General features: G+C 76.3%; 10 protein-coding genes. 6 read left to right on the plus strand and 4 right to left on the minus strand.

What is annotated here, in order from left to right:
* Positions 1-14: 14 nt before the first annotated feature.
* The 4 genes from ABT238_RS06435 to ABT238_RS06450 all read left to right on the plus strand — a co-directional run bounded on the left by ABT238_RS06435 (position 15) and on the right by ABT238_RS06450 (position 7,471).
* Positions 15-1,481: a hypothetical protein gene (locus ABT238_RS06435; RefSeq protein WP_350755751.1), complete on the plus strand. Its 1,467-nt coding sequence runs from the start codon at positions 15-17 to the stop codon at positions 1,479-1,481.
* Between the two features lie 58 nt (positions 1,482-1,539).
* Positions 1,540-4,920 (plus strand): right-handed parallel beta-helix repeat-containing protein, encoded by a 3,381-nt coding sequence (locus ABT238_RS06440; protein ID WP_350755753.1) that lies wholly within the window; start codon positions 1,540-1,542, stop codon positions 4,918-4,920.
* Between the two features lie 401 nt (positions 4,921-5,321).
* Positions 5,322-6,614: a S8 family serine peptidase gene (locus ABT238_RS06445; RefSeq protein ID WP_350755755.1), complete on the plus strand. Its 1,293-nt coding sequence runs from the start codon at positions 5,322-5,324 to the stop codon at positions 6,612-6,614.
* Between the two features lie 260 nt (positions 6,615-6,874).
* Positions 6,875-7,471, plus strand: a complete 597-nt coding sequence (locus ABT238_RS06450; RefSeq protein WP_350570702.1) for a sigma-70 family RNA polymerase sigma factor — start codon at positions 6,875-6,877, stop codon at positions 7,469-7,471.
* A gap of 322 nt (positions 7,472-7,793) precedes the next feature.
* Here ABT238_RS06450 and ABT238_RS06455 read toward each other — a convergent pair whose 3' ends face one another.
* Positions 7,794-8,222, minus strand: a complete 429-nt coding sequence (locus tag ABT238_RS06455; RefSeq protein ID WP_350570703.1) for a hypothetical protein — start codon at positions 8,220-8,222, stop codon at positions 7,794-7,796.
* 262 nt (positions 8,223-8,484) lie between these two features.
* On the minus strand, positions 8,485-10,068 hold the full coding sequence (locus ABT238_RS06460) for a CehA/McbA family metallohydrolase (protein ID WP_350570705.1): 1,584 nt from the start codon (positions 10,066-10,068) through the stop codon (positions 8,485-8,487).
* Positions 10,069-10,253: 185 nt separating this feature from the next.
* Between ABT238_RS06460 and ABT238_RS06465 the strand changes: the two genes are divergently transcribed.
* Positions 10,254-11,237 carry a polysaccharide deacetylase family protein gene (locus ABT238_RS06465; protein WP_350755757.1) on the plus strand — a complete coding sequence of 328 codons (984 nt, stop codon included), beginning with the start codon at positions 10,254-10,256 and terminating at the stop codon, positions 11,235-11,237.
* A 55-nt stretch (positions 11,238-11,292) separates the two neighbouring features.
* On the opposite strand, the gene ABT238_RS06470 is transcribed toward ABT238_RS06465, so the two are convergent.
* Together ABT238_RS06470 and ABT238_RS06475 are read right to left on the minus strand one after the other, a co-directional pair.
* A complete protein-coding gene (locus tag ABT238_RS06470; protein WP_350570708.1) occupies positions 11,293-12,519 on the minus strand; it encodes a sensor histidine kinase in 1,227 nt (408 codons plus the stop codon).
* 20 nt (positions 12,520-12,539) lie between these two features.
* On the minus strand, positions 12,540-13,127 hold the full coding sequence (locus tag ABT238_RS06475; RefSeq protein WP_350755759.1) for a hypothetical protein: 588 nt from the start codon (positions 13,125-13,127) through the stop codon (positions 12,540-12,542).
* A 254-nt stretch (positions 13,128-13,381) separates the two neighbouring features.
* Here ABT238_RS06475 and ABT238_RS06480 point away from each other — a divergent pair, with 254 nt between their 5' ends.
* Positions 13,382-13,948 carry a response regulator gene (locus ABT238_RS06480; RefSeq protein ID WP_350570711.1) on the plus strand — a complete coding sequence of 189 codons (567 nt, stop codon included), beginning with the start codon at positions 13,382-13,384 and terminating at the stop codon, positions 13,946-13,948.
* The last annotated feature ends 30 nt before the right edge of the window (positions 13,949-13,978 follow it).

A 13,978-nucleotide genomic window follows, 5' to 3' on the forward strand; every position in this document is an offset into this window, starting at 1 on the left:
CCGGAGGAGCTGCGGTGAGCACGAGTACGGGCGGGAACACGGGGATCCAACTTCCGTCGATGGACTGGGAGATGGAGGAGGAGGGCGGCCCGGCCGAGGCCCCGGCGGCGGAGGCCGCCGAGGGCGCCGGGGCCGCCGCCGGCGTGGTCGCGGCCGAGTCGCCGACCGAGCAGGTCGCCGTGCCGCACTACGGGCCGGCCACCCCGGAGACGGGTGCCGGACCGGAGCTCCCGCCCGACGCCGGGTACGGGCCGGCCGAGGAGCCGGGCCTCCTGGAGCCGATCGGGGCCGACGACCCGGACGCGCCCGCCGAGCCGGACAGCCGCCGCCGGCGGTTCAAGCGGCCCGCGCTGGTCGCCGCGGCCACGGCCGGCGTGGTGCTCATGGGCCTGCCGTTCCTCATCACCGACGGCGCCGACAAGGACCACAAGCGGGGCGACAACCTCGGGGTGAACCAGCCCGACAACCACCTCCCCGACGGTCCGCAGATCGAGGACGCGCCGGTGCCGACGGTGCCCACCGAGCCGCCGGCCACCGGCACCCCGGCGGAGACCACCGCACCGCTGGTCAACGCCGAGACCCCGGCCCAGCCCACCGTGCCCGTCGACACCTCCGGCACCGTCCCCGGCCTCCAGCCGGGCGGCGCCGGCACGGCCGGCGTCCCGGCGAACACGGGCTCCCAGCCGGGCGGCCAGCCCGCCCCGCAGGCCAAGACCTCGGTCGGCGGCGGCTCGTCCGCGCAGGGCGGCAAGACCACCCAGCCCGCCACCGGCGGCGGCCAGCCGGCCTCCAACCAGCAGCCCGCCTCCGGTCAGCAGCCGGCCCCGCAGCAGCCCGCTCCCCAGCAGCCCGCGCCGCAGCAGCCGGCCCCGCAGCAGCCCGCGCCGCAGCAGCCGGCCCCGCAGCAGCCCGCCCCCCAGCAGCCCGCCCCGCCGCCGGCGGCGGCGAAGGCCACCTACAGCGCCATCGGCGGCAACGGGTGCGGCACCTCCTCCGTCGCCTACGCCCAGCACGGCTGGTGGGAGCAGGGCAGCACCGGCTGGCTGACCAACTCGGCCGGCGGCTACACCGGTTCGGGCTGCAACGGGAAGTACGTCTCGATGCCGATGTCCGGGGCCGCGAACACCGACGACAAGGACAACTGGGTGGTCTGGACGTTCTCCACCGCACCGGTCACCACGGGCACCTGCAAGATCGCCGTCTACGTGCCGAACAACTCCGACCTCAAGGCGGTCGGCGGCGCGCCCGCCTACTACACCGTGCAGAACACCTCGACGCCCAACTCCGGCACCATCGGCGACTTCTCGGTCAACCAGACCAGCAGCCGGGGGAGTTGGGTGACCGCCGGCGGCACCTATGCGGTGACCGGCGGCAAGATCGCCGTGATGCTGCACTCGCGGGGCCTCGACTGGGCCGGCACCTCCACCGAGAAGGCGCACATCGCGGCCTCCGCCGTCCGCGCCGACTGCACGGCCTCCTGACGGTCCCGACCACCGCCCCACCCCCGACGAACGACGAAGACCCCAGGAGAGGACGGCCATGTCGCGCCATGTGCTGACGGTGTGCCCGGAACAGCGGGGCGGCCCGTACCGCACGATCGGCGACGCGCTCGCGGCGGCCCGCAGCGGGGCGGTGATCTCCGTGCGCCCCGGCCGCTACGAGGAGAACCTGGTCATCACCAAGATGGTCACCATCACCGCCGAGGAGCCGCGCGGCAGCGTGCGGATCACCGCCCGGCGCGGCTGCGTCGTCCAGGTGGTGGCCGAGGCCGTCCAGCTCACCGGCCTGGTGGTGCAGGGCCAGGACGAGGAGATGCCCGCCGTCGACGTGCCGCGTGGGCAGGCCGCGCTCTCCGACTGCGAGGTGGTCGGCAGCTCCTGGACGGCCGTCCTCACCCGCCAGCAGGGCTCGCTCGCCATGCGCGACTGCCGGGTCACCAACCCGGCCGGCGCCGGCATCGTCGAGACCTCCACCGGCACCAGCGTGATCGAGGACTGCGTCATCGAGCACCTCGGCACCTCGGCCGTGGTGGTCGGCGAGCGGGCCAACCCGCTGCTGCGCAACTGCGTGCTGCGCGACGCCCGGGGCAACGGCGTGTGCGCCAACGGCGAGGCGCGCGGCACCTTCGAGGACTGCGAGATCTCGGTCACCGACAAGCCCGCCGTCGCCCTGGAGGAGCGCTCCACCACCCGGCTGGTGCGCACCGCCGTCCGCGACACCACCATCGGCGTCTACATCAGCTCCGAGGCCCGGGTGCTGCTGGAGGACTGCGTGGTCAGCGCGACCACCGGCCACGGCATCGCGCTGGCCGCCGGGACCGACCCGGAGCTGCGCCGCTGCTCCACCTCCCGCACCGCCGGGCACGGCATCCACGTCACCGGCCGCTCGCGCGGGCAGTTCGAGAACTGCGAGGTGGCGGACGCCGACGGCACCGGCATCTGGATCGGCGAGCAGTCCGGTCCGGTGCTCAAGGGCACCGTGGTGCGCAACTGCGGCGCGGCCGGCGTCGAACTCGCCGAGGAGAGCGCCGCCGACATCGACCGGCTGGAGATCCGGGACGTCACCGGCGCCGGCCTGTCGATCGGCGGCGGCGCCAACCCCCGGGTGCGCCACCTGACCGTGACCAACGCCGGCACCGACGGCGTCGAGGTGCTGCGGGAGGGCCGCGGCCGGCTGGAGGGCGTCGAGGTGACCGACGCGGGCCGGGCCGGCCTGCGGATCACCGACGGCGCGGACACCTTCGTCGGCGCCGGAGTGGTGCGCGGCTCCAGGAACTGCGGCGTGGTGGTCGGCAAGGTGGGCAGGGCCGCGCTGCGCGACTGCGAGGTGAGCGGCTCGGGCGAGGACGGCCTCGCCGTCGAGGACGGCGGGGAGCTGACCTGCACCCGGGCCCGCAGCCACGGCAACCGCCGGCACGGCGTGCGGATCGGGGCGGGCGGCCGGGCCGCGCTCTCCCAGGTCGACGCCGTCGAGAACATCGGCGACGGCGTGCGGCTGGACTCCACCGAGGCGGTCCGGCTGACCGGCTGCACGCTCTCCCGCAACCGCGGCTCCGGGCTGCGGCAGACCACGCCGAGCGAACGCCTCGCCGTCGAGCAGCTCACCAGCGAGGAGAACGGTCTGCCGGACGCCCACGGCACCGCGAGCTCCGCGTCCGGCGGCCCGCGCGCCGAGGGTCAGGGCGCCGCCTCCGGCCCGGCGGCGCCCGGCGGACCCGCCGCCGAGCCGGGCGGCGCGCCCGGCGGCGCCCCTGCCCCGGCCGCGCCGCCCGGCCCGCTGGAGGTGCTGGAGTCGCTGGTCGGCCTGGCCGGGGTCAAGGAGCAGGTGGCCACCCTGGTCAACCTCAACAAGCTGGCCCGCCGCCGCGAACTGGCCGGCATGCCGGCCCTCCCGATGAGCCGCCACCTGGTCTTCGCCGGCCCGCCCGGCACCGGCAAGACCACCGTCGCCCGCCTCTACGGCGCGATCCTCGCCGAGCTGGGCGTGCTGCGCAGCGGCCACCTCACCGAGGTGGCCCGGGCCGACCTGGTCGCCTCGATCATCGGCGGCACCGCGATCAAGACCACCGAGGTGTTCCAGCAGGCGCTCGGCGGCGTGCTGTTCATCGACGAGGCGTACACCCTCTCGGCCGGGTCCGGTTCGGGCTCCGGCCCGGACTTCGGGCGCGAGGCGATCGACACCCTGGTCAAGCTGATGGAGGACCACCGCGACGACGTGGTGGTGATCGTGGCCGGCTACTCCGCCGAGATCGTCGACTTCCTGGCCAGCAACCCCGGCCTGGCCTCCCGGTTCAGCCGGACCGTCGAGTTCGCCAACTACGAGGTCGACGAGCTGGTCACCATCGTCGAGCGCGCCGCCTCCGGCCACGGCTACCAGCTGGCCGAGGGCACCGGGGCGGCGCTGACCGTGCTGTTCGAGCGGATGCCGCGCGGCGAGGACTTCGGCAACGGCCGGTCGGCCCGCAAGGTCTTCGAGGAGATGGTCGACCGGCAGGCCACCCGGCTCGCCGAACAGCCCGAGATCAGCGACGAGGACCTCGCGCTGCTCGTCCCGGCGGACGTCGGCGTGGAGCTGGAGCCGCCCGCGAAGGAGGCCGACGGCACCGAGCCGCTGGCCGAGCTCCAGGCCCTGGTCGGCCTGCCCGCCGCGAAGGAGCAGGTCGAGGACCTGGTCAACCTGATCCGCCAGGTGCGCCGCCGCGAGGAGGCCGGCCTGCCGACCGCGACCATCAGCCACCACCTGGTCTTCGCGGGCCCGCCCGGTACCGGTAAGACCACGGTGGCGCGGCTCTACGGCCGGCTGCTGGCCGAGCTGGGCGTGCTGCCCGGCGGCCAGCTGATCGAGACGGCCCGCGCCGACCTGGTCGGCCGCTACGTCGGCCACACCGCGCAGCTCACCAAGGAGGCGTTCGACAAGGCGCGTGGCGGCGTGCTCTTCATCGACGAGGCGTACACCCTGACGCCCCGGCACGGCGGCGGCGGGGACTTCGGCCAGGAGGCCGTGGACACCCTGATGAAGCTGATGGAGGACCACCGCGACGAGGTGGTGGTGATCGTGGCCGGCTACGAGGACGAGATGCGGCACTTCCTCTCCTCCAACCCCGGTCTGGCCTCGCGTTTCTCCCGGCAGATCGACTTCGGCCACTACGCGGACGACGAGCTGGTCACCATCGTGCGCAACCACGCGGTCTCGGCCGGGTACGAGTGCGCGCCGGAGACGCTGGTCGCCCTCCAGCAGCTGTTCGGCACCGTTCCGCGCGACCGCACCTTCGGCAACGGCCGCTTCGCCCGGCAGACCCTGGAGGGCATGATCACCCGCCAGGCCGGCCGCCTCAGCCGCCTGGACGTCGCGGACCTGTCGGAGCTGAGCCTGCTCCTGCCCGAGGACATCGCGGTCGACCGCGCGGGCAGCCCCGGGTGACCGCCGCGACCACCGCCGCCCTGGCGGCCGTCTGCGGCCTCGCGGTCCTCACCCCGTCGGCGGCGACGGCCGCCCCCTCCCCGGTCGCGGCCGGGCCGGCCCCGGCGGGGCGGGTCGTGGCGAGTCCGGTCGGCCTCCCCGGCCCGGGGCCCGCGGCGTTCGCGGCGGCTGCGGCCGTGTCGGCCCGGGAGGCGTCGGCCGTGACGGGCCCGGCGGGCCGGTCGGGGCCGGTGCCGGTGCGTCCGGCGGTGGTGGGGCCGTCCCCGCTGGTGCCGGCGCCGGCCGTTGCTCCGGCCGGGGCCGCCGGGCCCGCCCTGGACGGGTCCGCCGTGTCCGCATCCCCGGCCGCGGCCGGGCCGGCCTCCCCGGCGGCTCTCCGGTTCGGCCGGGAGCCGTCGGCCGTGGCCGCCGTCTCGGCTGTGGCGGCGTGGGAGGCGCCGGCCGGCGCGGTCCGGGTGGCCGCCGCGGCGGGGCCCACGGCGGTGGCGGCCGTGCCGGGGGCGGACGGCGGGGGTGCCCCGGCGGGGGCGGCGGAGCTTCCGGCGGCCGGGCAGACGCTGCCCGACGTGCGGCAGAACGGGTGCCGCAAGCCGTCCGGGCGGGTGGCGGACCGGGCGAGCTGGGCGCAGACGTACCTGCGGCCGGAGGCCGTCTGGCCGCTGAGCCGGGGCGACGGCGTGACCGTGGCCGTGATCGGCTCCGGGGTGGACGCCTCCACGGGAGCCGGTTCCGGCGCGCTGGCCGGGCGGCTCACCCTCGGGCCCCGGCTGCACGGCGAGGGCGACGCGGGCCGGGACTGCGTCGGCCACGGCACCGTCCTGGCGGGCCTGATCGCCGGCCGCCGGACGGGCGACGGCGGCCCGTCCGGCATCGCGCCCGGGGCGAAGGTGCTGGCCGTCGCCGCCACCGACGACGCCGGAAGCACCAACGCCGACCTGCTCGCCCGGGGCATCCGCGCGGCGGCGGACGGCGGCGCCCGGATCGCCCTGGTCGCGGCGCCCATCGCCGAGCCGGCCCAGGCCCTGGCCGACGCGGTCGGCTACGCCGCCGTCAAGGGCATGCTGCTGGTCGCCCCGGTGGGCCCGGACAGCCAGGCGGTGGCCGCCCCGGTCTATCCGGCCGGGTACCCGGGCGTGCTCGCGGTGGCCGCGCTCGGCGCCGACGGCGCCCCGGCGGGCGGTGCGGCGACCGAGGCTCCGTCGGCGTCCTCCGGCGCCCCCGCCGGGCGGGCCTCGCGGGTGGACCTGGTCGCGCCCGGCATGGCACTGCTCGCCCCCGGACCGGGCGGCGGCACCTTCACCGCCTCCGGCCCGAGCTACGCCGCCGCGCTGGTGGCCGGGGCGGCGGCCCTGGTGCTGGGCCGCTCGCCCTCGCTGACCGCCGAGCAGCTCGCCGAGCGGCTGCGGGCGACGGCCTACCGGCCCGGGACGGCGCTGCCCGATCAGGCGGTCGGCTGGGGCACGGTGGACCCGATGACGGCCGTGGCCGCCGGGAGCGCCGCCAGGCCCCAGGCCGGGGGCGGCGGCGCGGTGCCGTCCGCCGAACCGGTCGTCGTCCCGCCGCCGGCCGACCGCTCGGCCGAGCGGCTGGCGGCGGCGGTCGCCGGGGCCGGGCTGGGCGGCGCGGCGCTGGTCGGCCTGGCGGCGGCCGCGGTGCGCGCCGGGCGGAACCGGGGCGGCCGCCGCCCGGAGTGACGGCCCGGGCCGGCCGCCGGGCGATCGGCGGGGGCCGCGAACGCCGCCCCAACGTCGCGCCAACGCGGCCCGGCGCGCCCGCGTTGGTCCGCCGTTGGCCCCCCGTTGGCGACGGCTGCAAGCGTGGCAGCGCCCGGGAGAGCGGCACGCCCGCCGTGGCCCGCCCCCGCGCGCCGAGACAGCGATCGACCCAGGCACCGACCACCGGCCATCGACCGGGGTGCCGACGAATGACGAATGTCGTAAGGGGCTCAACAGCCGTGGCCATCGACGCTACCGCCCACGCCGGGACGACCACCGAGCAGCCCCGGGGGCCCGTCGCCCCGGCGGGCGCCCGGCCCACCCTGGACCAGGACATCCTCGCCGAGCTGTACCGGCTGCACGGCGGCTACCTGCTGCGCGCGATGCTCCGGGTGACCAGCGGCGACCGGGGCAAGGCGGAGGACATCGTCCAGGAGACCCTGCTGCGGGCCTGGCAGAACCCGGCGGCCATGCACCGCGGCCCCGAGCACAGCCGCCCGTGGCTGTTCACGGTGGCGCGCCGGATCGCCATCGACCACTACCGGATGCAGATGGCCCGTGCCCAGGAGGTCGCCGACGAGGCCCCCGAGGACCACGCCGGCAGCCACGACCCGTACGACGAGGTGCTGGTGGCCCAGGACATGGCGGCGGCGATGGCCGAGCTGCAGCCCCACCACCGGGACGTGCTGGTCGAGTTGCACATGAAGGGGCGGTCGATGGCGGAGGTGGCGCGGGTGCTGGGGGTGCCGGTCGGCACGGTCAAGTCCCGCAACTTCTACGCCGTCCGCGCCCTGCGGCCGATCCTGGAGGCGCACGGCATGGCCTGGGCCGGCTGAGCGGCTGAGCGGCGTCGGCGGTGCGGTCCGGCGGCCGTGACGTCCGGTGCCGATGCCCCTTCCGTGCCCTTGTGTGCCCTTTGGGGAACCGTCCGCCCGGAAGCGGAACGCCGTGAACCGTTCCCCGGCCGGCACCCGTAGACCAGGGTGGCGGCACCGCCACCGGCGCCCGTCCCCCGTGCGGGCGCCGGGCCAACGGCCGCCCCGGTCTCCGCCCTTGTGGGAGCGCGGACACCGGGGCGGCCGGCCGCACAAGCGGCCCCCGGTCTCCCCCGGACCGGGGGCCGCCCCTTTCCGCGGGCCGCGGTCACCGCCCGGGCGGTCACCACCCCAGCAGGTACGCCCCCCGCCGCAGCCCGGCCAGCACCGTGTCGGCCGTGACCCCGGCGTCCTCGGTGGCCGAGCCGTCCGCCTCCGCCACCGCGCCCCCGTGCAGCACCACGTAGTGCAGCGCCGCCCCCGTCGCCCGGCTCTCCCGGCGGAAGGCGTCCAGCGCCGTCGGCGCGACCGATCCCTCCACCACCACCTGGTACCCGCCCGAGGCGAACGCGAAGGCCGCCTGCGCGGTGGCCGCCAGCGCGGTCACGTTCTGCCGCCGCGCCTCCGGCCGGTCCGCCTCGACGTACCCCTGCCGCACCGCCCGCCGGAAGTCCTCCGCGCGCAGGTGGACGCTCGGGAAGAGCGCCTCCGCGACCAGCGGGGCGACCGCGCCGCTCCCGGCGCCGGCGGCCGGGTCGGAGAGGACGACCACGCTGCCCGCTCCCCGTCCGCCTCCGAGCTCCGGCCCACCTACGGTCGTACGGTTCACAGCTGCTGATCCCTTCGCGGGCCGGGGACGGACGGGGCCGGGGCGGGACGGCCGGAGCGCGCGGGCGAACCCGGCCATCGAACCCGGCCATACGGACAGCCGACCCTCTCGTCATACGAGTGACTGCTGTCGGAGATCAACCTAGTCCACCGCACACCCCGGAGTCCTCCCCTCCCCGGACCTCCGCCGTCCCGTCGCCTCCCCGCTACCTCCGCACCCTCAGCACGATCGGATTGGTCAGCGCCGCCATCGGCCCCCACGGCAGGTCCGGGCCCATCGAGTTGCCCCGGCCCGGGCTCCCGTCCGCCTTCGGGTGCCGCACCTCGGCCCGGACGTACGCGGCGAGCGAGGCGGTGGTCCGCCACACCACGGTGCCCGCGCCGTCGGCCGGCAGCGACTCCTGGTGCAGCTGGCCCTCGTCGGTCAGGAACCGCACCGTGCCGTTCGGCACCCCGGAGACGGCGAGCCGGACGTCCACCGGCGCGTCCGCGGGGACGGCCAGCTCCTCGCCGATCCCGGCCTGCCGGCCGTCGCCGGTGGCGGTGAACTCCAGCTGGACGGACGCCGATTCGGCCAGCCAGCTGCGGCCCGCGCGCAGGCCCGCCAGGACGGCGTCGCGGTCGAGGTCCTCGGCGAACACCACGGTGTGCGGCGAGCCGATCACCTGCGGGACGCTGTGCGCGTCGCTGTTGCCGATCGCGGGCAGCCAGGACCGCCCGTCGCGCAGTGCCACCGCCAGTCCGGCGTCCCAGGTGTCCACCGCCGACTCGTCGTCGTACGTCCACGGGCCGTTCCACACCTCGACGGCGTCCGCGTGCTCGTACCCGAACTTCCACTGGCAGGCGACGTACGGGCAGTACGGGTGCGCCGGCACCACCAGCCCGCCCTGCCGCCGCACCTGGCGGGCGAGCCGGGGGAAGACCTCGTCGCGCGAGCGGTAGCGCCAGTCGACGAACCGGCCCGGCTCCAGGCCCAGCGCCAGCCAGTGGCCGTTGCGGGTGGTCACCTCCTCGCCGAGCACGATCAACAGGTCCGGGCCGGCCAGCGGGCCCCAGACCCCGTGCGAGGAGGTGGTGTTGTGGTCGGTCGACACGATGAAGTCCAGCTTCGCCTCGCGCGCGCCGGCGGCCACCTCGGCCGGCTGGCGGCGCCCGTCGGAGTGCACCGTGTGCAGGTGGCAGTCGCCCCGGTACCAGGCCCGCCCGCGCCCCCGGGCGCGCTCCGGCGGGTAGGCGGGGGTGAACTCGCCGCCCGGCGCGCCGAACCGCAGCGTCACGTCGACCCGGTACTCCAGCCCCTGCGGCGCCACCTGGTACGGACCCAGTACCACGTGCCACCGGCCCGGGCGGATCGCGCCCGGCAGGTAACCCGGGGTGGCCTGTTCCCGGCTCACCGCGAACTCGCTCCGGAAGCCGCCCGACCAGCCGCGGAAGCCGCGTCCGCCGAGGTCGGTGCCGCGTTCGTCGAAGAGCCCGATGTCGCAGGAGTTGCCCGGGGTGCCGGCCGGCACCGGCGGTTTGTCGTAGCGGTAGGCGACGGCGATCTCCCGGACCCCGGCGGGGACGTCGAAGGGGAGGTGGACGAAGTCGGGCGCACCGGTCGGCAGCTTGCCGGACAGGGTGATCGTCCGATCGGCCGTGTCCGGGCCGCCGGCCCCGCCGGCCCCGTCCGCAGCCCGTGCGACGCCCGTCGCCGCCGTGGTCGCCGCTGCCGCCCCGAGTGCCGCCCCCGCCGCCAGTAATCCGCGCCGGCCCAGCCGCGCCCCGTCGTCCCGCACGTCCTCCGCCATCGGAAGCCTCCGCTCTCTCCTGGTCTGCCTGCGGCCCGCCTCCTACCCGCTCCGATGAACCCCCGGTGAGCCGGACCCCACCGCCGAGCGGCGGGCCCGTGAAGGCCACCCGGGTTGCGCGGCCCGGTGCTGGGGGCCTCTTATAGACGTAGATCATCTGACAGTCAGACAGTTCCGGAGTCCTCATGTCACTCAGCCGGCGGACCCTCCTGGCGGCCACGGCCGGCACCGCCCTGGCCGCCTGCGCGCGTCCGGCGCCGCCGCCCCCGCCGACCTCCGCCCCGCCGACCGGTACCCCGACGACCGGCACCCCGCCGCCTTCGGTGGCTCCCACGACCCCTCCGGCTCCGCCGATCCCGACGCCCACGGAGACCCCCACGGCGTCCGTCACCACCCCCACTCCCACTCCCACCGTCGCCCCCACCCCCGCCTCCGCCCTCACCGCCGCTCCCGCCCCCGTCCCCCTCCGTGCCACCGTCACCGCCCGCTACGCCGGTACCGCCCCCGCGGCCTGGGGCCTCGACGTCCCCGGCGTGCTCACCACCCTCCCCGGGGCCGCCGCCCCCGCCATCGCCCTCACCTTCGACGCCTGCGGCGGTTCCGGCGGCTCCGGTTACGACGCCGCCCTCGTCGACACCCTGCGCGCCCACGGCGTCCCCGCCACCCTCTTCCTCAACGCCCGCTGGATCGACGCCAACCCCGCCGTCTTCGAGTCCCTCGCCGCCGACCCGCTCTTCGAGATCGCCAACCACGGCACCGCGCACCGCCCGCTCTCCGTCACCGGCCGCTCCGCCTACGGCATCGCGGGCACCCGTGACCCGGGCGAGGCCTACGACGAGATCGCGGGCAACCTGGCGAAGCTCACCGCCCTCCTCGGCCGCCCGCCCCGCTTCTTCCGCTCGGGCACCGCGCACTACGACGACGTCGCCACCCGCATCGCCGCCGACCTCGGCCAGCAGGTCGCGGGCTTCAGCACCAACGCCGACGGCGGCGCCACCCTCCCCGCCGCCCAGGTCCAGCGGGAGCTGGCCGGCGCCGCACCGGGCGACATCGTCATCGCCCACATGAACCGCCCCGCCTCCGGCACCGCCCGCGGCGTCGCCGCCGCCCTCCCCGCCCTGCTGGCCGCCGGCCGCACCTTCACCCGCCTCTCCGACGCGTTCCGTTAGGCCGCCGCGCCTCGGAGGCCGCCCACCGGCGGCCTCCTCGTGCTCTTCCCCCTCCTCACCGCGGCGCCGCGGTCGCACCGACCGTCGTGGACACCGGCAGCGCCGCCGCGACCCGGAACCCGGGACCGTACGGGGCCGCGCTCAGCAGCCCGCCGTACAGCGCCACCCGCTCGCGCAGCCCCAGCAGCCCGTTCCCGGTGGACAGCTCGTGACGTGCCTCCGGCGGGCGCCCGGCACCGTCGTCCACCACCTCGATGAGCAGCGCCCGGTCCCAGGTGACCCGCACCACCGCGCGGGTGCCGGGGCCGGCGTGCTTGGTGATGTTGGTGGCGGCCTCCTGGATGAGGCGGTAGGCGGTCTGGCCCACGCTGTCGTCGATCCGCTGCGGTGTGCCCCGCACTTCGAGGGAGATCTGCACGCCGGCCTCGCGGACGTCGTCGAGCAGATGGTCCAGATCGCCCAGCCCGTGGGTGTACCCCTCCTCGACCGCCGCCTCCGAGCTGCGCAGCAGCCGCAGCATGTGCCGCAGCTCGGCCATCGTCGACCGCCCGAGCGTCTCGATGTGCCCGAACGCCTCGGCGCGCGCCGGGTCCTCGAAGGCGGTGACCTTCGCCGTCTCGGCCCGCATCACCATGACGGCCACCGCGTTGGCGACGATGTCGTGCAGCTCCCGCGCGATCCGCACCCGCTCCTGGGTGACCCGCATCCGTGCCTCGGCGACCTCCTCCCGGTGGCGCTCGGCCGCCTTCTCGGCGGCCCGGCTCCACCGGGCGAAGCCCCAGACCACCAGCGTCACCGGGAGGTAGAACGCGAGGTTCGCGACGAGCACGGGGCCGAAGTCCTGGCTCGGGCGATCGCTGACGCTGTAACTGATCGCCAGCCCCAGCGGAACGGTGCTGAGCGCCAGGGCCGTCAGCGCGACGGGTCGGCGGCACTGCGCGGCGACGGTGTAGAGGGCGATCATGAGGCCGAAGCACGGCACGTAGTCCAGGACGCCGCCCAGCGTGAGCACGCTGGCGAGGGACGAGATCACCCAGACGGCGGCGAACACCGCCACCGGCCAGCGACGCCGCAGGACCAGCGCGGAGGCCTCCGCCAGGGCGAGCAGGACCATCCCCAGACGCTGCTCCGAGCTCACCCAGGAGCCGGTCAAGCTGCCGAAGTAGAGCAGTTCCGGGACGATCGCCGCGAGGGCCAGCGCGATGTCCTGCCAGCAGAGGACCCACCCGCCCGGCCCGTTGTGCCCGGTCCAGAGCCGGCCCTCCGGCGTCACTGCGGTCATGACAGTCGCTCCTGATCCGGTCAGCCGGTCGCGGCGCGCCACGGATCGTCGTTCGGATCCACGGCGTGGTGTCCGCAGAGGGGGCTGGTGCAGCAGGTGCCCCAGCCGAAGGCCTTCACGCTGGAGACGACGTCGCCGGCGAAGGCGGGTCCGAGCCACCAGCGGTCCGGCGGAGCGGAGTCCTTCTCCGGGCGCACCACCCGGAAGCCGAGTTCGGCGTGGGCCGCCCACTGGTCGCCGTGGTGGCGGATCAGGAGTTCGGCGACCCGCTCCGGGGTGGAGTGCACGACGGGGACCGTGAACGCCGTCGGGCGGACCAGCGTGAGGACCGCCGCCGCGGTGGTGATCCCCTCCCCGTCGACCGCCGCCAGACTGATGCCGCCGGCCAGGATCGACTCGGTCCGGCCGTCGGGTCCGGGCGACCGGGAAATGCGGACGAGGTACCGCCGCCAGGGGCTCGACAACTCCTCGGGCGGTTCCGGGACGAGCACGGTCGCCGTGCTGGTCAGGAAGCCGTACGCGAGCGGCTTGTCGGCGGGCCCGGACCGCTCCCACAGGTTCACCGTGACGAGCAGGGCGGGTATCTCGGTAGCGGATTCACTACTCATTGTGACTCTCCGTAATCATCGGCGACCCGCTCGGTTCTGTGCGGGTGAACTGATACCACCCTCGCCCCACTCCTGTCCCAGATGCATGAGCCCCCGGCCCCACCTCTGCCCCGACCTGTGGATTTCCCCCGCCTCCGTCGATCCGGGCAATGGACCGTCATGACATTTGTCATGGGACGCCGCTGAGGAGTTTCATCACCCTCGGTGAGTGCACGCACTTCTGTCGCCCCGGGGCCACTGGGAGGCTGAACCACATGACCGAGCGCCTCCCCGCCCTCCGCCTCCTGCTGGCCGACGACGAGCCCGGCCGCAGGGCCGCCCTGGCCGCCCTGCTGGCCCTGGAGGAGGGCCTCACCGTCGTCGCCCAGGCCGACTCCGCCCCGGCCGCGACAGCCCTGGCCGTCCGCCGGCGGCCCGACGTCGCCGTCCTCGCGCTGCGGTCTCCGGGCCTCGGCGGCTCGCCGCTGCCGCCCTGCCCGACCGTGATCATCACGACCCACGACCGCCCGGGCGACCTGCGCCGCGCCCTGCGCGCGGGGGCCCGGGCCTTCCTGCCGCGCAGCGTCTCCGCCGCCGACCTCGCCCGCGTCGTCCGCACCGTCCATCGGGGCGGCCGCTACGTTCACCCGGACACCCTCGCCCCGGACACCACCGTCCTGACCGCCGACGAACTCGACGTCCTCGACCTCACCGCCACGGGCACCCCCGTCCCCCTCCCGCCGGCGACCGTCCGTCACCACCTCACCTGCGCCGCCGTCAAGCTCGGCACCACCCACCCCGGCGCCGCCCTCCGGCAGGCCCATCGGCACGGGTGGATCTGAGAGCCCGACCGCCCACCGGCGGCGGTGCGA

The organism is Kitasatospora sp. NPDC001527 (genome assembly GCF_040298605.1).
In the GTDB taxonomy this organism is placed as follows: Bacteria; Actinomycetota; Actinomycetes; order Streptomycetales; family Streptomycetaceae; genus Kitasatospora.